At 73.7% G+C, this 22,758-nt stretch carries 18 protein-coding genes and 1 pseudogene; 9 read left to right on the top strand and 10 right to left on the bottom strand.

All coding sequences use genetic code 11. The features are described 5' to 3' along the window. Both E1182_RS09570 and E1182_RS09565 read left to right on the top strand, forming a co-directional pair. Positions 1-216: pseudogene (locus E1182_RS09570) on the top strand (DUF308 domain-containing protein); the annotation flags it as partial. A gap of 182 nt (positions 217-398) precedes the next feature. Then, complete coding sequence (locus E1182_RS09565) at positions 399-1,817, top strand: trehalose-6-phosphate synthase (protein WP_132263091.1); 1,419 nt, start codon at positions 399-401, stop codon at positions 1,815-1,817. Positions 1,818-1,824: 7 nt separating this feature from the next. Here the strand turns inward: E1182_RS09565 and E1182_RS09560 are convergent, their stop codons facing one another. From E1182_RS09560 to E1182_RS09535, 6 genes are all read right to left on the bottom strand, one after another. Beyond that, the gene (locus E1182_RS09560; protein ID WP_132263088.1) at positions 1,825-2,649 is read right to left on the bottom strand and encodes an alpha/beta hydrolase; all 825 of its coding nucleotides are present in this window, start codon (positions 2,647-2,649) and stop codon (positions 1,825-1,827) included. A gap of 114 nt (positions 2,650-2,763) precedes the next feature. Beyond that, positions 2,764-4,170: an NAD(P)/FAD-dependent oxidoreductase gene (locus tag E1182_RS09555; RefSeq protein ID WP_132263086.1), complete on the bottom strand. Its 1,407-nt coding sequence runs from the start codon at positions 4,168-4,170 to the stop codon at positions 2,764-2,766. 198 nt (positions 4,171-4,368) lie between these two features. Continuing rightward, the gene (locus E1182_RS09550) at positions 4,369-5,082 is read right to left on the bottom strand and encodes an endonuclease/exonuclease/phosphatase family protein (RefSeq protein WP_132263083.1); all 714 of its coding nucleotides are present in this window, start codon (positions 5,080-5,082) and stop codon (positions 4,369-4,371) included. Further along, the gene (locus E1182_RS09545) at positions 5,079-6,026 is read right to left on the bottom strand and encodes an ROK family glucokinase (protein WP_132263080.1); all 948 of its coding nucleotides are present in this window, start codon (positions 6,024-6,026) and stop codon (positions 5,079-5,081) included. Before E1182_RS09545 ends, E1182_RS09550 begins: the two co-directional genes overlap by 4 nt. A gap of 72 nt (positions 6,027-6,098) precedes the next feature. After that, entirely contained in the window at positions 6,099-6,761 is a 663-nt protein-coding gene (locus E1182_RS09540) for a hypothetical protein (protein ID WP_132263077.1), read from the bottom strand. 34 nt (positions 6,762-6,795) lie between these two features. Further along, the gene (locus E1182_RS09535) at positions 6,796-7,251 is read right to left on the bottom strand and encodes an SRPBCC family protein (protein ID WP_132263075.1); all 456 of its coding nucleotides are present in this window, start codon (positions 7,249-7,251) and stop codon (positions 6,796-6,798) included. 228 nt (positions 7,252-7,479) lie between these two features. Here E1182_RS09535 and E1182_RS09530 point away from each other — a divergent pair, with 228 nt between their 5' ends. From E1182_RS09530 to E1182_RS09510, 5 genes are all read left to right on the top strand, one after another. After that, positions 7,480-9,282, top strand: a complete 1,803-nt coding sequence (locus E1182_RS09530; protein WP_132263072.1) for a long-chain fatty acid--CoA ligase — start codon at positions 7,480-7,482, stop codon at positions 9,280-9,282. 14 nt (positions 9,283-9,296) lie between these two features. After that, positions 9,297-10,988, top strand: coding sequence for a histidine kinase (locus E1182_RS09525; RefSeq protein WP_132263070.1), 1,692 nt, complete (start codon positions 9,297-9,299; stop codon positions 10,986-10,988). A gap of 7 nt (positions 10,989-10,995) precedes the next feature. Beyond that, positions 10,996-11,664, top strand: coding sequence for a response regulator transcription factor (locus tag E1182_RS09520; protein WP_007072219.1), 669 nt, complete (start codon positions 10,996-10,998; stop codon positions 11,662-11,664). Positions 11,665-11,909: 245 nt separating this feature from the next. Further along, positions 11,910-12,719, top strand: coding sequence for an SAM-dependent methyltransferase (locus tag E1182_RS09515; protein WP_132263068.1), 810 nt, complete (start codon positions 11,910-11,912; stop codon positions 12,717-12,719). Positions 12,720-12,798: 79 nt separating this feature from the next. After that, the gene (locus E1182_RS09510; RefSeq protein WP_132263099.1) at positions 12,799-14,454 is read left to right on the top strand and encodes a bifunctional diguanylate cyclase/phosphodiesterase; all 1,656 of its coding nucleotides are present in this window, start codon (positions 12,799-12,801) and stop codon (positions 14,452-14,454) included. A gap of 46 nt (positions 14,455-14,500) precedes the next feature. On the opposite strand, the gene E1182_RS09505 is transcribed toward E1182_RS09510, so the two are convergent. The 4 genes from E1182_RS09505 to E1182_RS09490 all read right to left on the bottom strand — a co-directional run bounded on the left by E1182_RS09505 (position 14,501) and on the right by E1182_RS09490 (position 18,917). After that, the gene (locus E1182_RS09505; protein WP_132263066.1) at positions 14,501-15,625 is read right to left on the bottom strand and encodes a glycosyltransferase family 4 protein; all 1,125 of its coding nucleotides are present in this window, start codon (positions 15,623-15,625) and stop codon (positions 14,501-14,503) included. Beyond that, positions 15,622-16,881, bottom strand: coding sequence for a M48 family metallopeptidase (locus tag E1182_RS09500; protein ID WP_132263064.1), 1,260 nt, complete (start codon positions 16,879-16,881; stop codon positions 15,622-15,624). The genes E1182_RS09505 and E1182_RS09500 overlap by 4 nt, the downstream gene beginning before the upstream one ends. Before the next feature lie 208 nt (positions 16,882-17,089). Beyond that, positions 17,090-17,296, bottom strand: coding sequence for a hypothetical protein (locus E1182_RS09495; RefSeq protein WP_132263062.1), 207 nt, complete (start codon positions 17,294-17,296; stop codon positions 17,090-17,092). Between the two features lie 220 nt (positions 17,297-17,516). Further along, entirely contained in the window at positions 17,517-18,917 is a 1,401-nt protein-coding gene (locus tag E1182_RS09490; RefSeq protein WP_132263060.1) for an NYN domain-containing protein, read from the bottom strand. Between the two features lie 126 nt (positions 18,918-19,043). Between E1182_RS09490 and E1182_RS09485 the strand changes: the two genes are divergently transcribed. Then, the gene (locus E1182_RS09485) at positions 19,044-20,801 is read left to right on the top strand and encodes a DEDD exonuclease domain-containing protein (protein ID WP_132263058.1); all 1,758 of its coding nucleotides are present in this window, start codon (positions 19,044-19,046) and stop codon (positions 20,799-20,801) included. A gap of 128 nt (positions 20,802-20,929) precedes the next feature. Then, positions 20,930-22,720 (top strand): bifunctional (p)ppGpp synthetase/guanosine-3',5'-bis(diphosphate) 3'-pyrophosphohydrolase, encoded by a 1,791-nt coding sequence (locus E1182_RS09480; RefSeq protein ID WP_132263096.1) that lies wholly within the window; start codon positions 20,930-20,932, stop codon positions 22,718-22,720. Positions 22,721-22,758 lie beyond the last annotated feature (38 nt).

Raw genomic sequence — 22,758 nt, 5'->3', positions numbered from 1 at the left:
CCGCTGCCCCGCATCTCCAAGTACGCCGTGGTCGGGGTGCTGGCGATCATCATCGGCTTCGTGCTCTTCCTCAACCCGCGGCTGCTGCCGGCGGACCCGTCGGTGGTGACGCTGCTCGGCTTCGTCGGCATCCTCGCCGGTTTCGTCACGTTGGTCTGGCGGTTGCGGCCCGGCGACGAGGAGGACCGCGACCCGGACGACGGGGCCGTGGTCTGAGCCGAGGCCCCCGGTCACGCTCCGCTCCGCCCGAATCGCGGGACGCCACGGGTCCCGGCGAGGGCGTAACAGGGGTGTAACTTACAGTCAGTAGGAATACGGCTGTACGGCACTTCCCCACCGGCTGCCCGATGTGTTCCTCTCCTCCCGGGCGGTCGACCCGGCTGCGGAGCGGATCCCCGATGCGACAGAGTTCCCTCGTGGTGGTGGCCAACCGGCTGCCCATCGACGACAGCGTGGCCCCCGACGGCGCCTGCGAGTGGCGCCGCAGCCCCGGCGGGCTGGTCAGCGCCCTGCACCCGCTGCTTCGACACACCCCGGCGACCTGGGTCGGCTGGGCCGGTGGCACCGGCCCGGCGCCCAGCTACCCGGACGTGGACGGCGTCCGCCTACACACCGTCCCACTCACCGCCGAAGACCTGCGCGACCACTACGAGGGCTTCGCCAACGCGACCCTCTGGCCGCTCTACCACGACGCGGTCGAGCAGCCCGAATACCATCGGCGCTGGTGGGAGGCGTACCAGCGGGTCAACCAGCGGTTCGCCGAGGCAGCCGCGACGGTGGCCGAGCCGGGCGCCCTGGTCTGGGTGCAGGACTACCACCTGCAACTGGTCCCCGGCCTGCTCCGCGCGCTCCGCCCCGACCTGCGCATCGGCTTCTTCCTGCACGTGCCGTTCCCGCCGCCGGAGCTGTTCATGCAGTTGCCCCGCCGGGCCGAACTGCTGCGCGGAATGATCGGCGCCGACCTGATCGGCTTCCAGCGCGCCCAGGCCGCGCACAACTTCGCCCAGCTCGTCGCCAAGGTGCTCGGCCTGCCGGCGACCGACCGGCGGATCGACGTCGACGACCGGAAGGTGCGGGTCGGGGCGTACCCGGTGTCGATCGACACCGTCGAGATGGCCGCGCTGGCCGGTCGCCCCGAGGTGACCGCCCGGGCCCGGCGGCTGCGGCACGACCTGGGCGACCCGGAGCACGTGATCCTCAGCGTCGACCGGATGGACTACACCAAGGGCATCGAGCAGCGGCTCAAGGCGTACAGCGAGCTGCTGGCCAGCGGCGACGTGAAGGTCCGCGACACCGTGCTGGTGCAGGTCGCGATGCCCAGCCGGGAGCGGGTCGGCCAGTACCAGATTCTGCGGGAACGGATCGAACGCGAGGTGGGGCGGATCAACGGCGAGTTCGGCCGGGTCGGCGAACCGGCGATCCACTACCTCACCCAGCCCTTCGACCGCACCGAACTGGCCGCCCTCTACCGGGTCGCCGACGTGATGGCGGTGACGCCACTGCGGGACGGGATGAACCTCGTCGCCAAGGAGTACGTCGCCGCCCGGGTCGACGACACCGGGGCGCTGCTGCTCAGCGAGTTCGCCGGCGCGGCGGCCGAGCTGGAGCAGGCGTACCTGGTCAACCCGCACGACCTGGAGGGGCTCAAGCAGATGCTGCTCGCGGCCCTGCGCGCCAGCCCGGGCGACACCCGCGAGCGGATGCGCGCCATGCGCGGGCACCTGCACCGCCACGACATCCGGGCCTGGGCCCGCTCCTACCTCAGCGCCCTGGACGAGACCGGTTCGCTGGTACGCCGGCTCGGCACCCCCGGCTGAGCCGTCCTCACACCCGCTGCGGCTCCTTCACCAGCCAGTCGCAGATCGCGTCGATCGGCTCCCGCCACCGGGCGTCGAGCATCAGGTCGTGCCCCATGCCGGGAAAGAGCAACGGAGCCGAGCCGTACCGGCCGGCGGCCCGCTCCAGGGCAGCCGGCGGCACCACCCGGTCGTCGGGGCTGCCCACCACCAGCACCGGCGGCCGGCCCACCGCCGGCTCCGCCGGCCGGCCGGACAGCAGCTGCCACTGGGCCCGCCGGCCGGCCCGGCCCAGCCGCGCGACGTGCCGGCGAGCCTCGGCCTCGGGCAACTCGCGGCTGAACAACTGCCGACGGTGCAGTCGCAACGGACCACCGAACAGCGCGGGCAGCGTACCGGCCGGGTTGCGGCGCAGCGCCACGCCGGCCGTGGACCAGCCGCCCAGCACCGGCGCGACCAACACCGCCGCCCGGGCCGGGTAGCGGGCCAGGGCGTGGGTCACCACCAGCGCCCCGGCGCCGTGCCCCACCAGCACCGCCTGCCGCGGCAGGCCCGCGGCCACCTGAACCACATCATGGGTGTACGCCCGCAGCGTCGCCTCCGGCGCCGGGTCGCTGCCGCCGTGCCCGCGCAGGCTCATCGCGTACGCGGAAAAACCGCGCGACGCGGCGTGCTCCAGCCAGTGCTCGGCGAACGCCCAGGCCCCGTGCCCGAAGCCCGGCACGAAGAGCAGCGGCGGTCGCCCCTCGTCCAGTTCCGGGGTGACCCCTCGCACCTCACGCCGGACCGGGCGGACCGGCCGGGCCCACTCCCGCCCGCGCAGGACACGCACCCGCTCGTTGCTCGCGCTCACCGAGCCTGCCTTCCGTTCGCGACTGCCCGACTCCGCTGCGCTGCGTTCCTCACGCTCACCGAGCCTGCCTTCCGTTCGCGACTGCGGGACTCCGCTGCGCTGCGTTCCTCACGCTCACCGGGCCCCCAGTTCGTCGAGGGCGCGCTGCACCGCGCGCAGGTATGGCACGTGCCGAACCTCGAACCAGTGCCGGCTGCTGTCCGTGACCTTTCCCGCGTAGCGCTCGCCCGCGCCGGTCGCGGCCCGGGCGGTGAAGGCGGCCGCCCGGTCCGGCCGGGCCAGGCGGGCCTGGAGCAGCCGGGCGAACACGACGGTCTGCCAGTGCGTCAGGGTGAACACGCCGGAGTCCGGTTGCAGCAGCCCGGCCACCGCGAGAGTGGGCTGGTTGGGCGGGAAGGCGTGCAGCCAGAGGCGGGGACGACCCGAGCCGTCGCCGTCACCGAGCAGCCCTGGGTCGAGGAACTCGAAGCGGGGCAGGTACCCGGTGGCGAAGACGACCAGCTCCGGCTCGATCTCCCGGCCGTCGGTGAGGGTGACTCCACCACCGTGGAACCGGGCCACGTCGGGCACCGGAGCGATCTGCCCGTGGCTGACGTGGTGGACCAGTTGGCTGTTCGCGATCGGGTGCGCCTCATAGATCCGGTGGTCGGGCCTGGGTAGACCCAACCGGGTCGGGTCACCGACGGTGAGCCGCAGCATCCGGTGGTAGAGCCACTGCCGTAGCCGCAGCGGCAGCCGCAGGCTCAGCAGCAGGTCGTTGACCTGGTCGACGGGGCGACCCAGCAGGTACTTCGGGGCGTACCAGTAGCCACGCCGGGTGGAGTGCCAGCAGCAGGACGCCTGCTGGGCGGCCTCGACGGCGATGTCGCAGCCGGTGTTGCCGGCACCGACCACCAGCACCCGCTTGCCGCGCAACTGGGCCGGGTCCTTGTAGGACGAGGCGTGCATCACCTCGCCCCGGAACTCCTCCAGCCCGTCGTAGCGGGGCAGCTTCGGTGACCAGTTGTGCCCGTTGGCGACGACGACGGCGGCATAGCGCAGGGTGCGTTCCGGGCCGTATCCGCCGGTGCTGCGGGTGGTGACGTCCCAACGGTCGCCGTCGACCGGCTCGACCCGGACCACCTCCGTGCCGAACCAGATGTGCCGGCGAAGGTCGAAGTGGTCGGTGTAGCGCTCCAGGTAGGACAGCAGCTGGTGGTGGTGCGGGTAGTCCGGCCAGGAGTCCGGCATCGGGAAGTCCGGGAACTGGGTGAGCGGCCGCGACGAGACCAGGTGGGTGCTGGCGTACACCGGGCTGCGGTCGTGCCGCCAGTTCCACGCCCCACCGACGCCGGTCTCCCGCTCGTAGCAGTCGACGCCGAAGCCATGCTCGACGAGGTTCTTGATGGCGGTGAGGCCGCTGGCACCGGCGCCGATCACGCAGACCGTGTCACCTCGGTCGGAGACCGGGCGGCCGTCCCGGCTCAGGTCGAGCGTGCTGGTCTCCGGATCGGGCCGGCCGTGCGCGGTGGAGGGGGGCACCGGAACATCTCCTTATGTGCGGCACGAACGCCGGTTCGACGGGCATCCTCCCCGCACCCGCGGGGGTTGTCCAGCCCGGCGCACCGGGGCGGAAGGATCGTGGGCGCGGTGTGCCCCGGTGCCCACGGGGTGGGCCGACGCCGCCGGCCTCGGCGCGGCGCGGGGCCGCGGGGCCGGTCGGCACCGCTTCCGGGCAGGTCAACCGGCCACCGGCAGGAGCAGGTCGGCCAGGACCGGGAAGTGGTCGCTGGCCCGCCGGGTCTGCGGCGTGTCGACCACGTCGTACCCGACCACGGTCACCCGGGGGTCGACGAAGAGCGCGTCGATGCGCCGACGCGGGTCGGTACACGGGTAGGTGTGCCGGTCGGCGGCGCACGCGGCGACCGCCGCGTCGGTCAGCCCCTCCCCCACCGTCCGCCAGGTCACCGAGTCCGGGCCGTCGTTGAGGTCCGCGCCGAGGACCACCGGCAGCGTCTCGGCGGCCAGGTCCCGCCGGAGCAGGGCGGCCTGGCCGGGCCGCTCCGCCGGGTCGGTGGACAGGTGCGAGCCGGCCAGCAGGAAGTCCGCCGGACCGACCCGGCACCGGGCGTACGCGGCACCGCGCAGGTGCCGCCCGGGAGTGAGCGGGAAACGCCGGCACCGGCTGCCGAGCACCCGGACCCGGAGGCTGGTCAGCAGCAGGTTGCCCAGCGAGGGCAGGCCACCGGCCGCCACCACCAGCCCGAACGACTCGGCCAGCGCGGCGCTGCGCTGCCGCCAACGGAACCGGCGGGGACCCTCCTGCACGACCACCACGTCGGGCGCGACCGCCCGGACCACGGCGGCCAGGGCGGCGGTGTCGTCACGCTGGCTGTGGACGTTGTAGGACACCACCCGCAGCGGCACTCCGCCCCGCTGGTCGGCGCCGGTCACAGCCGGCGGGCGAGATCGGCGGCGCCGATGACACCGGCGCTGTTGCCCAGCTCGGCGGGGCGTACCTCGGCGACCGGCAGCCGGCTGCGCTGGGCCAACGCGTCGGTGAAGGACCGCCGGGCCGGGCCGAGCAGCAGGTCGCCGGCCTCGATCACGCCGCCGCCGACCACCAGCACCTGCGGGTCGAGGATCTGGGCCATGTCGGCGAGACTGGTGCCGAGCCAGCGGCCGATCTGGGCGAACGCCTCGGTCGAGACCGGGTCGCCGGCCCGCGCGGCGGCGGTCACCATCGGGCCGGTGACCCCCTCGGCGTCGCCGGCGGCCAACTCCAGCAGGCCGGTGGCGCGCTGCGGCTCCTGCCGGGCACCGGCCCGGGCGAACCGGACCAGCGCGCTGCCGCTGGCGTACTGCTCGATGCAGCCGAGCCGGCCGCAGCCGCACTGGTGCCCGTCAGGCACGGTGAGCATGTGCCCCAGCTCGGCGGCGATGCCGTTGGCACCCCGGACCAGCTCGCCGCCGAGCACGATGCCGCCGCCGACGCCGGTGCCGATGGTGAACATGACCATGGAGTCCTCGGCGTCGCGGCCCGCGCCGTAGCGGAACTCGGCCCAGGCCGCGACGTTGGCGTCGTTCTCCACGATCACCGGCAGGCCGGTGGCGGCGCTGACGTAGTCCCGCAGCGGCTCGTCCCGCCAGGCCAGGTTGGGGGCGAAGAGCACGGTGGAGCGGGAGGCGTCGATCCACCCGGCCGCGCCGATCCCGACGGCGTGGACGTCGTGCCGGGCCGCCAGTTCGGTGACCACCTCGGTGATGACGTCGCGGGTCTTGCCGACGTCCTCCGCGGGGGTGTCCCGTCGGGTGTGCACCAGAACCCGGCCGGTGTCATCCACGACACCGCCGGCCACCTTCGTGCCACCGACGTCGACTCCGATGGTCAGCGTCACCGCTGCCACTCCCCTCTACTGTGCTGCCCGACCTCGGCCGGACCGGCCGTACGTCGTCGGGGTGTCGGGTGTTCAGGCCCGGTCGTCCGATGCGCCCCCGTCCGTACCGGGCGGTACCCGCGAGGCGGGCACCACCGGACGGTCGGTCGTCGGCCGGACCGGGGCCGGCGCGGCCGGCCCGACGTCGTCGGCGGGCGGGGCGGCGGGAGCCGGTACGACCGCTTCGGTCGCCCGGGTGGCGGCGGACCAGACGTCGCGCTCCGGCGCCGACGCAGAATCATGCCCGGTACGGGTGGCCTCGCGCCACACGTGGTCGGCGTCCGGTTCGGCCCCGGTGCCCGGCGCGGTGCCGGTGGGCGTCCGCCGGGTGGCTTCCCCGTTACCGGCCGACGCGAACGCCCGCAGCAGGCTGGCGACGCCGGCGGCGAAGTCACCGGCGCCGGTGGCGAGGCGCTCGGCGAACTCCGGACTCGGGTCCCGCAACGCGGCTATGCCCCGGCAGACCGGGCAGACACAGCATTCCGGCGCTCCGGTGGCGAATCCCCCGGCCCCGCTGTCGCCGCCCGACGGTCGGGACGGGTCGGCGTTGTGACCGAGGACACCGGAGAGCATCCCGCCGAGCGGGCCCCACGCGGCGGCACCGGGACCGGCGGTGGCCAGGCGCGCCGTGGCGAGCAGGGTGGCGACCAGCCGCTCGGCCTCCTCCCGGGCGGAGCCCGGATCCGTACCCCCCATGACCGGCTCCTCTACCGTGCCGCGGGCCGGCGCGTCACTGTGCCGCACCGGCTTCCTCTACCCGGCGCTTGAGCTGCTTCAACGCCGTATCCATGATCATTTTCTCGGCCTTGCGGCGGAACATGCCGAGCATGCCCACCGACAGTTCCACCTCGAGTGTGTACGTCACCGTGCAGGTGCCGTCGAGGTTGCCCACGATGTCGTACGACCCGCGCTGCGCCTTCTGCATCCGCGACGGCGCCACCAGATGCCACTCGATGCGGGACAGGTCCTCGGCGTACTCGTAGGCCAGCACGTACTCGTCGGCCAGCACGCCGGCGTCGAGGCTGAACCGGACCTGGCTGGCGTAGCCGTCCTCGTACTCCTCGATCACCTCCGCCCGGCGTACCGCCTCGGTCCATTCCGGGTAACTCGGGAAGTCGCAGATGATCGCCGCCACCTGATCCGGTGACGCGCCGATGGTGATCGACTGGGTGGAGGAGTCCGCCATGGGGGGAGGCTACCCGCAGCCACCCGTGGCTCCGTCGCTCCACCCCACCACGTCGCCGGGGAACGGCCGCGGGCAGGCCGGGCCGCCACTTTCACCCCGGCGGTGCGGGCGTCTGACCGGCCCGACGGCAACCTCCCTGGCCCGCCCGTGCAGGGGTACGGGTAGGTTTCGTCAGAGCCGATCCGCCGTGGCGGCCGGCCCGGACAGTCCGAGCGCGAGGGAGTGCAGGTGCGCGAGTTCTCCGTTCCGCCGATCGTCACCATCGGCGACGCGGCCAACCTGACCGACCCGGTCTGGGACAACGCGACGGCCGCTCCGGACACGGTGCAGTTCGTCCGTCCCGCGCCGGCCGGCGCCGGCCGGGTCGACGTGACCTGCCGCGAGTTCCGCGACGAGGTGATCGCGGTGGGCCGTGGCCTGGTCGGGGCCGGAATCAACCCCGGCGACCGGGTGGCGTTGATGAGCCGCACCCGGTACGAGTGGACCCTGCTGGACTACGCCATCTGGGCGGCCGGTGCGGTGACCGTGCCGATCTACGAGACCTCCAGCGCCGAGCAGGCCGCCTGGATCCTCGCCGACTCGGGCGCGGTCGCGCTGGTGGTGGAGTCGGACGCGCACGCCGACCTTGTCACCGGCATCCGGGAGCGGCTGCCCGAGCTGCGCCACGTCTGGCAGTTCGAGCGGGGCGGGGTGGACGAGATCGTGGCGCTGGGCGCACCGGTCGACCCGACCGAGGTCGAGCGGCGACGCAAGGCGGTCCGCGCCGGCGACGTCGCCACCATCATCTACACCAGCGGCACCACCGGCCGCCCCAAGGGCTGCGTACTGACCCACCGCAACATGTACGCCGACATCGCCAACGCGGTGCCGGTGCTGCCGAACCTCTTCGGCCCCGGCGCGTCGACCCTGCTGTTCCTGCCGCTGGCGCACGCCTTCGCCCGGCTCATCCAGATCGGCGTGGTGCAGGCCCGGGCCACCATGGCGCACTGCGCCGACACCAGGAACCTGGTCGCCGAACTGCAGGACTTCCGGCCGACCTTCGTGCTCTCCGTGCCCCGGGTCTTCGAGAAGGTCTACAACGGGGCCCGGCAGAAGGCCGAGGCGGAGGGGAAGGGCGCGATCTTCGACCGGGCCGAGCGGGTCGCCATCGCCTACAGCGAGGCGCTGGAGACCCCCGGCGGGCCGGGTATGGCGCTGCGACTCCAGCACGCGGTCTTCGACAAGCTGGTCTACGGCAAGCTGCGGGCCGCGCTCGGGGGCCGGTGCCGCAACGCCATCTCCGGCGGGGCGCCGCTCGGCGCCCGGCTCGGGCACTTCTTCCGGGGCATCGGGGTGACCGTCTGCGAGGGTTACGGCCTCACCGAGACCTCCCCCGCCGCCAGCGCGAACCTGCCCGGCGCCACCAGGATCGGCACCGTGGGACGCCCGCTGCCCGGGGTGACCGTCCGGATCGCCGACGACGGCGAGATCCTGATCGCCGGTGACCTGATCTTCCAGGGCTACTGGAGGAACGAGGCGGCCACGGCGGACGCCCTCACCACCGACGGCTGGTTCCGCACCGGCGACCTCGGCCAGCTCGACAGCGACGGCTTCCTCAGCATCACCGGCCGCAAGAAGGAGATCATCGTGACCGCGGGCGGCAAGAACGTCGCCCCGGCCGTGCTGGAGGACCAGGTCCGGGCGCACCACCTGGTCAGCCAGTGCCTGGTGGTCGGTGACCGGCAGCCGTTCATCGCCGCCCTGGTCACCATCGACGAGGAGGCGCTGCCCAAGTGGCTCGCCGCGCACGACCTGCCGGCGGACACGCCGGTGGCCCGGCTGTGCGAGGACGAGAAAATGCGCGCGGAGATCCAGCGCGCGGTCGACCAGGCCAACCGGTCGGTGTCCAAGGCCGAGGCGATCAAGGTGTTCCGGATCCTGCCCCGGGACTTCACCGAGGCGACCGGGGAGCTGACCCCGTCGCTCAAGGTCAAGCGCCAGGTCGTGCACAAGGCGTACGAGTCCGAGATCCTCGACATCTACCGGGCCTGACTACGATCCGTCACGTGTCCACATCCACACCTGTCCGGCCCCCCACCCGGGTCATCGCCGCCGCCGCGCGCGTGGTGATGCTGGTCCTCGTCGCCGTCCTGACCCTGGTCGCCACCGGCGACGCCGCCCAGCTGTGGTGGATCGTCCTGCTCGCGTTCGCCGGGCTACCCGGCCTGCTCGCCCCCGAGCACCGGCTGCTCGGTCCGCTGAGCCGGGCGACCGAGGCGGTGGTGCTCGGGCTGGCGGCCAGCCAGGTCGCCGTCGATTCGGCGATCGGCGGGTCGGTGCGCGGGCTCGGGGCCTCCGCGGTGCTGCCCTACCTCGCGGTGCCGGTGACGGTGACCGCGCTGCGCCGCCGGTTCCGCGAGGGCGGGGCGCTGCTCGGGGTCACCGCGGTCACCCTGCTGGTCGCCGGCGCGATCACGCAGGTGGACGGCGGCCGGCAGCTCGGCCAGCCCGGCTACCTCGCGGTCTGCGCGCAGTGGCTGATCCTGGCCACGCTCGGGCTCTGGGCCGCGGGCGCGTTGCACCAGGTGATGCGGGTCCGCGGCGACGGCAAACCCCAGCCGTACGCGGAGGCGACCCGGCTGCTCACCCAGTTGCGTACGGTGGCCCGCCAGCTGCCCGGGGCCACCCTGGACCCCGGCGGCATCGCCGAGCACCTGCTGGAGGAGCTGCGCACGGTGGCGCCGAGCGCCCGGGCGGCGGTGCTGTCGGCCAGCGGCGGCGGCCGGCTGGTGGTCCTCGCCCAGACGGGGGCGGACCGGGTGGACTGGGAGACCACCCTCGACGCGGACTCGGCCATCGCCGACGCCTGGGCCAGCCAGCAGCCGCAGACGGCGGCCCGCTCGCAGGCCCGGTCGCATCACGGCGGTGAGGTGTCGGCGCTGATCGTGCCGCTGGTCGCCGGGGTCCGTACGGTCGGCCTGGTGGTGCTGGAGGCGGACGCGGCGCAGGCGTACCCGCCGCCGGTGGTGTCCCGGGTGACCGCGCTGACCGGCCCGGCCGCGCTGCGGTTGGAGGCGGCGCTGCTCTTCGACGAGGTGCGGTCGCTGGCCACCAACGAGGAGCGGCAGCGGCTGGCCCGGGAGATCCACGACGGGGTGGCCCAGGAACTGGTGATGGTCGGCTACGGCATCGACAACGCCCTGGCCACCGTGCACGACGACGCCGAGGAGACCGCCGAGAGCCTGCGGGCGCTGCGCCACGAGGTCACCCGGGTCATCACCGAGTTGCGGCTGAGCCTGTTCGAGCTGCGCAGTGAGGTGGACCGGCACGGCGGGCTGGCCGCCGCGATCGCCGAGTACGCCCGCACCGTCGGCGCCTCCGGCGGGCTGCGGGTGCACCTGTCGCTGGACGAGTCCACCGCGCGACTCCCCGCCGCGACCGAGGCGGAGCTGCTGCGGATCGCGCAGGAGGCGGTGACCAACGCCCGCAAGCACGCCGGTGCCTCGAACCTCTGGGTCACCTGTGAGGTGGACCCCCCGTACGCGCAGATCGAAGTGTCGGATGACGGTCACGGCATCGGTGACCAGCGGGTCGAGGGGCACTACGGTCTTGCGATCATGGCCGAGAGGGCGGAACGTATCCGAGGCCGGTTGGAGATCAGGCCGCGGCAACCCAGCGGGACGACCGTGGCGGTGGTGGTCGGTTCGTCGCCCCGGCGCGATAACCTGCGTGGCAGCGCAGCAGCAGAAGGGGAGTAACCCGAGGATGACCACAAGCCCGACACCGGCGACCCGTACCAAGGTCCTCCTTGTCGACGACCATGACCTGATCCGCAAGGGTCTCCGGCACGCCTTCGAACGCGACCGGCAGTTCGAGGTGGTCGGCGAGGCCGCCACGGCCGCCGAGGGCGTACGCCAGGCCGGCGCGCTGCAACCGGACGTTGTGATCATGGATCTGCGGCTTCCCGACGGCAGCGGCCTGGAGGCCACCCGGGCGCTGCGCAAGTCCAGCGCATCGATGGGCATCGTGGTGCTCACCATGTACGCCGGCGACGACCAGCTCTTCGGCGCCCTGGAGGCCGGAGCGAGCGCGTTCGTGCCGAAGACCGCGCCCGCCGACGAGGTGGTCGCCGCCGCCCGGCACGCCGCCTCCTCTCCCAGCGCCTTCACCGCCGCCGACCTGGCCGAGGCGATGAAGCGCCGGCTGGCCCCGTCCGGCCCGCAGTTGTCTCCGCGGGAGGGGCAGGTGCTGCGGCTGCTCGCCGACGGCATGAGCGTGGCCGGCATCGCCAAGCAGCTCTTCGTCAGCGAGTCGACCGCCAAGACGCACATCTCCAAGCTCTACGAGAAGCTCGGCGCCGCGAACCGGGCCCAGGCGCTGATGACCGCGCTGCGGCTCGGCCTGCTCGAAGCACCAGACGCCCCGAAGTTCTAACACCGGCCCGGGTTCTCGCGCGGGTCGCGCCGAGGCGCGGGTCGCCGTTTGCTGTAAGTGGTGGTGTCCCCGAGGCGGGGACACCACCACTTGGTGCCTGTCGGGCGAGCGGACAACCGCAACGCGGTGGGTAAGTGTCCGGTAACGCAACGATCGCGCTCTTTGCACCCGGCCACCTGGGGGGCAGAATACCCGAGTGGCGCACGCGGGCGACACGTTCGCATCTGTCAACAAAGGGGTAGAGGATGCAGCGGCCGGTCTGGGCACCCGACGACATCGACACCGAGCGTCCCAGCGTCGCCCGGATGTACGACTACTATCTCGGGGGCTCGCACAACTTCGCCGTCGACCGGGCCGCGGCCCGGGCCATGATGGAGGCCGTGCCGGATGCGCCGCTGATGGCGCAGGCGAACCGGGCGTTCCTGCGCCGCGTGGTGCACTACCTGATCGACCAGGGCGTACGTCAGTTCCTCGACATCGGCTCCGGTATCCCCACCGTCGGCAACGTGCACGAGATCGCCCAACGGGCCGCGCCGGACGCCCGGGTGGTCTACGTCGACGTGGACCCGGTGGCGGTGGCGCACAGCCGGGAGATCCTGGCCGGCGACGAGCGGGCCACCGTGATCCAGGAGGACCTACGGCACCCCGACCGGATCCTGGCCCATCCCGAGGTACGCCGGTTGCTCGACTTCTCCCAGCCGGTCGCCGTGCTCGTGGTGGCGGTGCTGCACTTCGTCTCCGACGACGATCGCCCCGGCGACCAGCTACGGACCCTGCGCGACGCGCTGGCCCCGGGCAGCCACCTGGTTCTGTCGCAGGCCAGCGACGAGGGCCGCGACGAGACGCAGCGAGCCGAGGCCGAGCAGGTCTACCGCCGCACCGACAACCCGCTGTGGGTACGCGGCCGAGCCGAGCTGACCACCTTCTTCGACGGCTTCGAGCTGGTCGAACCCGGAGTGGTCTGGGTGCCGCAGTGGCGTCCGGAGACCGCCGAGAGTGCCGAGAACGCCGAGCAGGCGGTGTTCCTGGGCGGGGTGGGGCGGCTCGGTGGATGAGCCGGCGGACGGCCGGCGCCGCCCCGGGGCGTTCGCCCGCGCCTGGGCCAAAGCGGTCGCCGGCACCAGCTACCTGCCGATGACGCACGCCCAACTGGAGGCGCTGCTGCAACGGCTCACCGACGAGTTGGCCGAGGCGCTGCGCACGGAGCCGCTCGATGTGCGTGCCGGCTACCGGGTGGGCGGCGAACTGGTCGCCGCGCACATCGCCTCCGCCGAGGGGCTCGGTCGGACCGTGGAGGTGCTTCAGCTGCGACTCGTCCGCGACCTGGGGCTGGTCGCCGACGACCTCGACGACCGGATGGCCCGGCTGCTGGCGGCCGTGGCCACCGGGTACGCCCGGGCGCTGCGCGACCGGACGCTGGACGAGCAGGAGTCGATCCGGCGGGCCAACCTGGCCGCTCGCGCCGAGGCGGAACGGGCACTGCGGGCCAGCGAGGCCCGGTTCCGGCACCAGGCCACCCACGACCCGTTGACCGACCTGCCCAACCGCAAGCTGTTCGCCGACCGGCTCGCCGCGGCGGTGTACGAACCGAAGCGGAAGGACCACCGCATCGGGCTCTGCTTTCTCGACGTGGACCGCTTCAAGCGGGTCAACGACTCCTACGGCCACCAGGCCGGCGACCGGGTGCTCATCGAGATGGCGCACCGGCTGCGCCGGGCCGTCGAGGACCATCTCGTCGCCCGTCTCGGCGGGGACGCGTTCGTCATCCTCGTGAAATGCTGCACGGGCACCGGAGACGTGGTCGCCGTCGCCGAGGCGGCGCTGGCCGCCCTGGCCGAACCGACGGTCGTCGACGGCCACGAGGTGACCCTGACGGCCAGCGTCGGCATCGTGGAACGGCAGGTGGCCGGCGCGTCCCCGGACGAGCTGATGCGGGCCGCGGACAGCACCCTGCACTGGGCGAAGGCGGCCGGGGGCGCACGCTGGGAGCTGTACGACGCCGAGCGCGACGGCCGGGAGCTGGCCCGGCAGGCGCTCAGCGCGGCCATTCCCGCCGGCCTGGAGCGCGGCGAGTTCTACCTCGACTACCAGCCGCTGACGTCGCTGCACGACGGGAGCCTGCTCGGTGTCGAGGCGCTGGTGCGCTGGCGCCACCCGCAGCTCGGGGTGCTGCGCCCGGACCGCTTCATCGGGTTGGCCGAGGAGACCGGGCTGATCGTGCCGCTGGGGGCCTGGGTGCTCGCCGAGGCGTGCCGGGAGGCGGGTAGTTGGACGAGCGCGACCGGTGACCTGCCGTTCGTCAGCGTCAACCTCGCCGTACGTCAGGTCCACCGGCCCGGGCTGGTGCAGGAGGTCAGCGGGGTGCTACGGCGAAGCGGCCTGCCGCCACGGCGGCTCCAACTGGAGATCACCGAGAGCACCATGATGAACACCGCCGAGGAACCGGTGCTGGCGCTGCGCGCCCTGGCCGACCTCGGCGTGCGCATCGCCATCGACGACTTCGGCACCGGCTACTCGAACCTGGCGTACCTGCGCGACCTGCCGGTGACCGGGTTGAAGGTGGCCGGAGAGTTCGTCCGCGGGCTGCGCACCCCGGGAGCCCACGCCGACGAACGGATCCTCGCCTCGCTGGTCTCCCTGGCGCACGCCCTGGACCTGACCGTCACCGCCGAGGGGGTGGAGACCGGCGGGCAGGCCGAGCGGCTACGCGCGATCGGCTGCGACGCCGGTCAGGGCTGGCACTTCGGCCGCCCCGCCCCCGCCGAGCGGTTCCTGGCCAACCTCCGCTGACACCGCCGGACGCGCCACGCCGCCGACCCGCGCCCGCGGATCGCGGTCAGCCGGCCAGCAGGTCCGCCATCCGCTCGGCCTGCGTCTCCCACCGCCACTCCTTCTCCACCCAGGCACGGCCGGCCGCACCGAACTGGCGGGCCAGATCCCGGTCGGCGAGCAGCGTGGCGACCCGGTCGGCGAGCTGCGCCACGTCCCGGCCGCGCACCACGTACCCGGTCTCCCCCTCGCGGACCGCGTCGGGTGCGCCGCCCGAGTCCCCGGCCACCACCGGCAGGCCGGTCGCGGACGCCTCCAGGTAGACGATGCCGAGCCCCTCCACATCCAACCCCCGGTTGCGGGTACGGCAGGGCATCGCGTACACGTCGCCGGCCGCGTAGTGGGCGGGCAGCTCCGCCGTCGGCACCGAGCCGGTGAACACGACGTCCCGCTCCACGCCGGCCTGGCGGGCCAGCTTCTCCAACGTCGCCCGGTACGGGCCACCGCCCACGATGAGCAGCGCCGCGTCGGGCACCCGACGGCGGATCTCCGGCAGCGCCCGGATCAGCATGTCCTGACCCTTCCGCGGCACCAGGCGGGACACGCAGACCACCACCGGTCGGTCGGCCAGCCCCAGCCGGACCCGCACCGGCTCGCCGTCCACCGCCGGGTGATAGGTGTCGACGTCCACGCCGGGGGCGAGCCGCCGCAGGGTGGTCACCCCGTGCAGCGGCTTCTCCAGGCGTACCCGGGTGTAGTCGCCGAGGTAGGTGACCACGTCGGCGCCCCGACCGATGTGGCGCAGCGCGGCCCGGGCGGCCGGCAGCGCGGCCCAGCCGACCTCGTGGCCGTGGGTCAGCGCCACCACGCGGCGCACGCCGGCCCGGCGGCGCAGCCCGGCGGCGAGCAGGCCCAGCGGCGCGGCGGCGCCGAACCAGACCCGGTCGCAGCCGTACTCGCGGGCCAGCCGGGCCGCACGGCGGGCGATCAGCGGGGTGGGCAGCAGCACCCGGGTACGCTCCCGGACCACCGGGAAGGGCTGCTCGGCGTCGAAGGTGGCAGTGCCGCGCCAGCTGGAGGCGTACACCACAACCGAGTCGGCGGGCTGACGCACGGCCAACTGGTGCACGAAGGACTGGATGCCGCCGGGGCGGGGCGGGAAGTCGTTCGTGATCAGCAACGTCCGACTCATCCGCCGGCCTTCCTGGCGTAGGCGCGGGCGGCGGCGATCCGCTCCACGGTGGACGGGTGCGACGCCGACCAGAGGTACTCCCAGCGCGGCGGGTCGGGATCGGCCAGGTTCACCCCGGCCAGCCGGCGCTGCATCGCCTCGAAGGTGACCGGGTCGCCGGTGAGCGCCAGCGCGTGCGCGTCGGCCCGCGCCTCGACCCGGCGGGAGATCAGCGCCTGGGCCGGCGCGGCGACCAGACCGGCCACCGTCACCAGGGCGATCAGCAGCGGAAACGCCCGGGGCTCGGCGACCGACTCCACTCCGGCCAGCCGGGTCAGCGGCGGCCAGGAGCCGAGCAGGTAGAGGGCCACCACGGCGGCGGCGGCGCCGAGCGCGCCGGTGAGGGTGCCGACCGCCACGTCCCGCTGCCGGGCGTGGCCCAACTCGTGCGCCACGACGCTGGTCACCTCGGCGGGAGTCGCCTCACGCAGCAGGGTGTCGTAGACCACCACCCGCCGGGTCGGCCCGAGCCCCGAGACGTACGCGTTGACCGCCTTCGTCCGTCGGGAGGCGTCGGCGACGAGGACGTCACGCACCGGTACGCCGTCGCGGGCGGCCATCGCCATCAGCTCGGTCCGCAGCGGGCCCTGCTCCATCGGGGTGAACCGGTTGAAGACCGGCTCCACCAGCACCGGCAACACAAACGAGAGCAGCACCACCAGACCGGCCGCGCCGGCGGCACCGAACGCCCACCACCAGCGGGGTGCGAGCCGGGTCACGGTGTAGAACCCCAGCAGCGCGACCGCGCCGATGACCGCGCTGACCGCGTACGACTTGAGCAGGTCGACGGCCCAGCCGCTCCAGCCGTGGGTGCTCAGGCCGTAGCGGGTGAGCACCGACTGCCGCCAGGCGGCGAAGGGCAGGGTGATCAGGTCGGCGACGAGCACGACGGCGAGGCCGCCGAGCACGGCCCGGGCGATCCAGTGGTCGCCGAAGGGCCGGCCGGCCAGCTCGACCAGGCGGGCGCCGAGCGGGGTGAGCCCCAGCAGCAGCGCCACCAGCAGCCCGATCAGCAGCGCGCCGTACGAGCCGGGGCGCAGCGCGGCGCGGAACTCCCGGGCCCGGGCGACCTGGTCGGCGGGAAGTTCACGTAGCGCGGAGAGTTGGTCGGCGCGGGGCGCCGGCGGGCGATGCCACGGCACCAGCAGGGCGCTGGCCACCAGCAGGGCCAGCACCAGGGCGGCGAGGGTCAACACGGCCCAGCCACGCGGAGTCATGCCGACATCCGGCCGTGTCCCGGCCCTCCGGTTTCGCGCCGTCGCCGTCTCATGCCGCCGCTCCTCCCGCCGTGAGCGCCCATCCTATTGCCCGCCGCCTGCACACCGACGTCCGGCGCTACCGGCCGGCGCGAGCGACGCGCGGCGAGCGGCGGACGGCGGACGGGCGGCGACCGGCAGCGGCAGCGGCAGCGGCAGCGGCAGCGGGTCAGGCTGCCCGACGGCGGTGTGCCGGACGGACCGGGCGGCTCTCGTCAGCCAGCACCTGCACGTCGAACCCGGCACGGGCGAAGACCTCGACCGCTCGGATCTCGGCGGGACCCAGATCAGCGGACGGGTCGTCGAGCAGAGCGGTCACCAGACATCCGGCACAGCCGGCACCTCGCACCCTGCACCGATCGCAGTCGATGAGCATCACGCCTCCTGAGTCAACCTGACTGTCGGGCGGAACCCTTCGCCACCACCCGACCACTCTCAGCGACCCGGACACTACCTCGCAGCTACGACAGAACCGCCCAAGCCACTCGATCATGAGGTTGAGGACCGTGAACCGGACCAACCACCCGGCCGGCTTCGTGATCAACGACCAACGGCCCCGGCCGGCTTCGTGATCGACATGGTCGGTGGGGCGGGGGTCAGCAGCGGGCGAGGCGGCGGAGCAGCGAGTCGGCTCCCAGCGGGTACGCGCCGTGTCGGCGGACGCCGTCGGCGACCTCGCGGTCGGAGGAGACCACCACCACCGGCCGCCCCGCCGGCTCGGCCCGGACCAGCCGGCGGATCAGCTCGTCGGCGGTCTCCCCCTTGCGGCTGAACAGCACCCGTACGCCGCGCGGCGTCGGGGGCAGTCCGTGCATCCGCTCGGCGCCGTCGAACACGACGGTGACCTCGTCGCCGGTCTGCGCGGCGATCCCGCCCAGGCCGCTGATCAGCCGTTTGCGCTGCTGTTCGAGGGACATCTCACCGAAGCCGCGCTTGGTGACGTTGTAGCCGTCGACCACCAGGTGCGCCTTGGGCAGGGCGAGCAGCTGGTCCAGGCGGGCCGGGTCGTCGGTGTCCCGGGCGCGGGTCGCCGGACCGGAGGCGGCGGCCGGGTTCTCGGCGAACGCGTCGGCGACGAAATCGGCGGGCAGCTTGTCGACCGGGTCCAGGGCCAGTTCGCGGCGCAGCCCCACGGCCGCCTGCCCGATCGTCTCCAACAACAGCCAGAGCCGGGCGTCGTCGACGGAGCGCGCCTCCTTGGCGCTGGCCCGGGCGACGCCGGCCGCCGCCTCGGCCTCGGCGAGTCGGGCCCGCGCCCGGCGCAGCTCGGCGTCGGCGTCGGCGGCGGCCCGGGCGGCCCGCCCACGTTCGGTGGCCAACAGTTCGCCGGCCCGGCGTTCCCGCGCCTGGGTCTCCCGCAGCGTCCGGTTGAGCTGCCGGTTCTCCTCCCGCAGCTGACCCAGTTCCTCGCGTACCCGGGCCAGCTCGTCGCGGAGCTTCTCCGCCTCGACCCGGGCCACCGCCCGGTCGTGCTCGGCGCGGGCGGCCCGCTGCTCGGCCTCGCGGACCAGTTCGGCGACGACCGCGCTGTCCGCCTCGGCGCGTACCGCGGCCCCGCTGGCCTCGATCAGCTCCCGCCAGCCCCGGGGCCGGGCCAGGTACGCCAGGGCGGCCACCTCGACCGGATCGGCGGCGGCCGGTGCGGTGCCCGCGACGACGGCGGCCCCCAGGTCACCGGCGTCGGCGAGCACCCTTGCGGTCACCCGCTGTCGGAACAGCGGATCGCCGGTGAGCTGGGCCGCGATCGCCGGGGCGCCCAGCCGGGCCCGGCGGTTCGGGGCGAACTTGGCCACCCGGCGCAGCGGCACCGGCACCTCGTCGGCGGGCAGGCCGGGCAGCACCGCGGCGGTCAGGGCGACGATGCGCTGTCGGACCGGCTCGGGCAGGATCGGCTCCGGTTCGGGTGCCCCCACACCCGGGTCGACGCCGGCCTCGGGCGCGGCGGCTGACGACCCCTCCTCGGGGAGGTGGTCGTCGTACGGCTCGGTGAGGGGCATGTGGCAAGTCTCCCACCGCGACCGGGCCCACCGCCCGGTGAGTGAGCCGATCTCTCATCCTATCCCGTGGTGACTGGCGGGGCGGATGTGCCGGGAGTGTCGGACCGCCCGGTTACGGTGCCGACCGTGGCACCTGGGGAGTACGTCCAGCAGTCGCTGGCCGGTCTGGATCCGTCGGCCGGTGCCGGGGTCGACCCGGCGCTGCCGCTCTACGCGACCACCTTCGTCGTGGTCGACCTGGAGACCACCGGCGGCGCGCCGGACGGCGGCGGAATCACCGAGATCGGCGCGGTCAAGGTGCGCGGTGGCGAGGAGCTGGGGGTGCTGGCCACCCTGGTCAACCCCGGCGTGCCGATCCCGCCGTTCATCACCGTGCTGACCGGCATCACCCAGGCCATGCTGGTCCCCGCCCCACCGATCGAGCAGGTCCTGCCGAGCTTCCTGGAGTTCGTCGCCGACGCCGTGCTGGTGGCTCACAACGCCCCCTACGACGTGGGCTTCCTGAAGGCGGCCTGTGCCCGGCACGGCTACCGCTGGCCCAACCCCCGGGTGCTGGACACGGCGGCGCTGGCCCGGCGGGTGCTGACCCGCGACGAGGTGCCCAACCGCAAGCTCGGCACCCTGGCGGCCTACTTCCGCACCGCCACCCGGCCCACCCACCGGGCGCTGGACGACGCGAAGGCCACGGTGGACGTGCTGCACGGTCTGATCGCCCGGCTGGGCGGGCACCGGGTCGACACGGTCGGCGAGGCGATCGAGTTCGCGAAGGCGGTCACCCCCACCCAGCGACGCAAACGGCACCTCGCCGAGGGGCTGCCCAAGGCTCCGGGGGTGTACGTCTTCCGCGCCGCCGACGACCGGCCGCTCTACGTCGGCACCTCCGGCGACATCGCCACCCGGGTGCGCAGCTACTTCACCGCCGCCGAGAAGCGGGCCCGGATGTCGGAGATGCTGGCGGCGGCCGAGCGGGTCGAGGCGGTGGAGTGCGCGCACTCGCTGGAGGCGGAGGTCCGTGAGCTGAGGTTGATCGCCGCACACGCTCCGCCGTACAACCGCCGGTCGAAGTTCCCCGAGCGGATGGTGTGGCTCAAGCTGACCGACGAGGCGTACCCGCGGCTGTCGGTGGTGCGCGCCCTCTCCCCCACCGACACCGCCTACCTGGGGCCGTTCCGTTCCCGACAGGCCGCCGAGCTGGCGGCGGCCGGGTTCCACGACGCCGTGCCGCTGCGCCAGTGCACCCACCGGCTCTCGCTGCGCACGGTCACGCCGGCCTGCGCGCTGGCCGAGCTGGGTCGCTGCCCGGCGCCCTGCGAGCACCGGATCACCGCCGACGAGTACGACCACCGCGCTGCCGCGCCGTTCCGCACCGCGACCACCAGCGATCCGCAACCGGTGGTCGACGCCCTGCTCGCCCGGATCGCCACCCTGGCGGCCGCCCAGCGCTACGAGGAGGCCGCGGTGGTGCGGTCCCGGCTGGCCGCCGTGCTGCGGGCGACCGTGCGGATGCAACGGCTCGCCGCGCTGACCCGGATCGCCGAGCTGGTCGCCGCCCGGCCCGCCGCCGGCGGTGGCTGGGAGCTGGCGCTGGTGCGGCACGGTCGGCTCGCCGGTGCCGGGGTGTCCCCGCCCGGTGTCCACCCGCGGCCGACGATCTCCGCCATCCGGGCCACCGCCGAGACGGTGCCGCCCGGGCACGGGCCGGTGCCCCGCGCGTCGGCCGAGGAGACCGAGCGGATCCTGTCCTGGTTGGAACGACCGGAGACCCGGCTGGTGGAGATGTCGTCCGAGTGGTCGTCACCGGTGGCCGGTGCTGCCCGGTTCCGTGACCTTCTGGCGAAGGCCGAGAACGGTGGGTCCTCCCAACTCTCGACCGAACGCTCATGAGCAAGTGACCGATCGGACGACGCCGACTCACTTAGGCTGTTAAGGGAGTGCAGTCCTGCCCGTTTCGTGGGCCTGCTTCCGGTTGCCGGGGACGGTGGCCGCGGAGCCGGGGTGAGGAGGTGTCCCTCGTGGACGTCGACGCCGGGCACGGCGCCGCCCTGGGGGGCGCGCTCCCGACACAGCCGGGAGAGCTGCCGCTGACGCGCCGGCTGCGGTCGTTGCTCACCTGGCCGACCAACGACACCGACCCGGTCAGCCAGCTCGTCCGCAGTCACCGCAGCATCCATCCCAGCGCCGATCCCGCCGTGCTGCGCCGGGCGTACACGATCGCGGAGAACATGCACCGCGGCCAGTTCCGTAAGAGCGGCGAACCGTACATCACCCATCCGCTGGCGGTCGCCGAGATCTGCGCCGACCTCGGCATGGACACCACCACACTGGTCGCCGCGCTGCTGCACGACACGGTGGAGGACACCCGATACACCCTCCAGGCGCTCGCCGAGGACTTCGGCGGCGAGGTGGCCCACCTGGTCGACGGGGTGACCAAGTTCGACAAGGCTTTCTACGGTAAGGCCGCCGAGGCCGAGACGATCCGCAAGATGATAATCGCGGCCGGCAAGGACGTCCGGGTCCTGATCATCAAGCTGGCCGACCGGCTGCACAACATGCGTACCCTCGGGGTCCGTTCCGCCGCGTCCCGGGAACGGATCGCCCGCAAGACCCAGGAGGTGCTCGTCCCGCTCTGCGACCGGTTGGGCATCCAGACCCTCAAACGCGAGCTGGACGACGTGGTGCTGCTGCACCTGGCGCCCGACGAGCACGCCCGGATCGCCCGGCACGTGCACGACCGGCCAGGCTGGGAGGCGTACCTCGACCACGTGGTCGCCCAGGCGAAGGCGGCGCTGCGGCGCAGCCGGGTCGACGCCGACGTCAGTCCGCGTCCCCGGCACCTCTACTCGATCTGGAAGGACACCGTCGCGGGCGGGCACGCCACGCCGTTCGACCTGCCCCGCATCGTGATCGTGGTGGACGGCCCACCCACCGACTGTTACGCGGCCCTCGGCGCGATGCACGGCCGGTGGCGTCCCGTCCCCGGCCGGTTCAAGGACTTCATCGCCTCCCCGAAGAACAACCTCTACCGATCCCTGCACACCAGCGTCTGCGGTCCGCAGGACCGCACGGTCGAGGTGCTCATCCGCACCCGGGAGATGCACCGCTGGGCCGAGTACGGCATCGCCGCTGACTTCCGTTTCCCCCGCTCCGCCGGCTCCGGATCCGCCAATGCCGACCAGCTGGCCTGGCTGCGCCGGGTGCTTGACTGGGAGCAGGAGGCGCCCGATCCGGCCCAGTTCCTCGAGTCGCTGCGCTGCGACCTGGCCGAGGCGCAGATCCAGGTGGTCGCCGACGGTCGGCAGGTGGTGCTCCCGGCCGGGGCGACCCCGGTGGATCTCGCCTACGAACTGGGCACCGATCGCGGCGACCACTGTCTCGCCGCCCGGATCAACGGCCGGCTGGCCCCGCTCTCCTCCGAACTGGAGGAGGGCGATGTGGTGGAGATTTTCACCGAGAACGACGCGGAGAGCGGATTCGAGGCCACCGTCGCCCCCCGAGGACCGCGTCGGGAGTGGCTCGGCTTCGTCAAGTCGCCGCACGCCCAGATGCAGATCAACCGCTGGTTCGCCGAGCACACCGCGCCCGGCATCTCGATAGCCGACAAGGTACGCCTGGGTCGGGCGACCATCGGCCTGGCGCTGCGCAAGCACAACCGGGGGCTGGCCAGCGACCTGCCGCTGCTGCGGCTCTCCGAGGAACTGGGCTACCCCGACCTGGAGACCCTCCTGGTGGCGGTCTTCGACCGGGCGGTCGAGCCGGACACCGTGGTCCAGCAGCTCATCGACCTCGTCGACCACCGTCAGTGAGCACCCGCCCGGCCACGGTCGACGGGCCAGGGTGGGGG

It is taken from the genome of Micromonospora sp. KC721, assembly GCF_004348355.1.
GTDB lineage: Bacteria > Actinomycetota > Actinomycetes > Mycobacteriales > Micromonosporaceae > Micromonospora.
The sequence above is the reverse complement of the archived record's forward strand: the minus strand, read 5'-3'. Positions and strand labels throughout refer to the sequence as shown.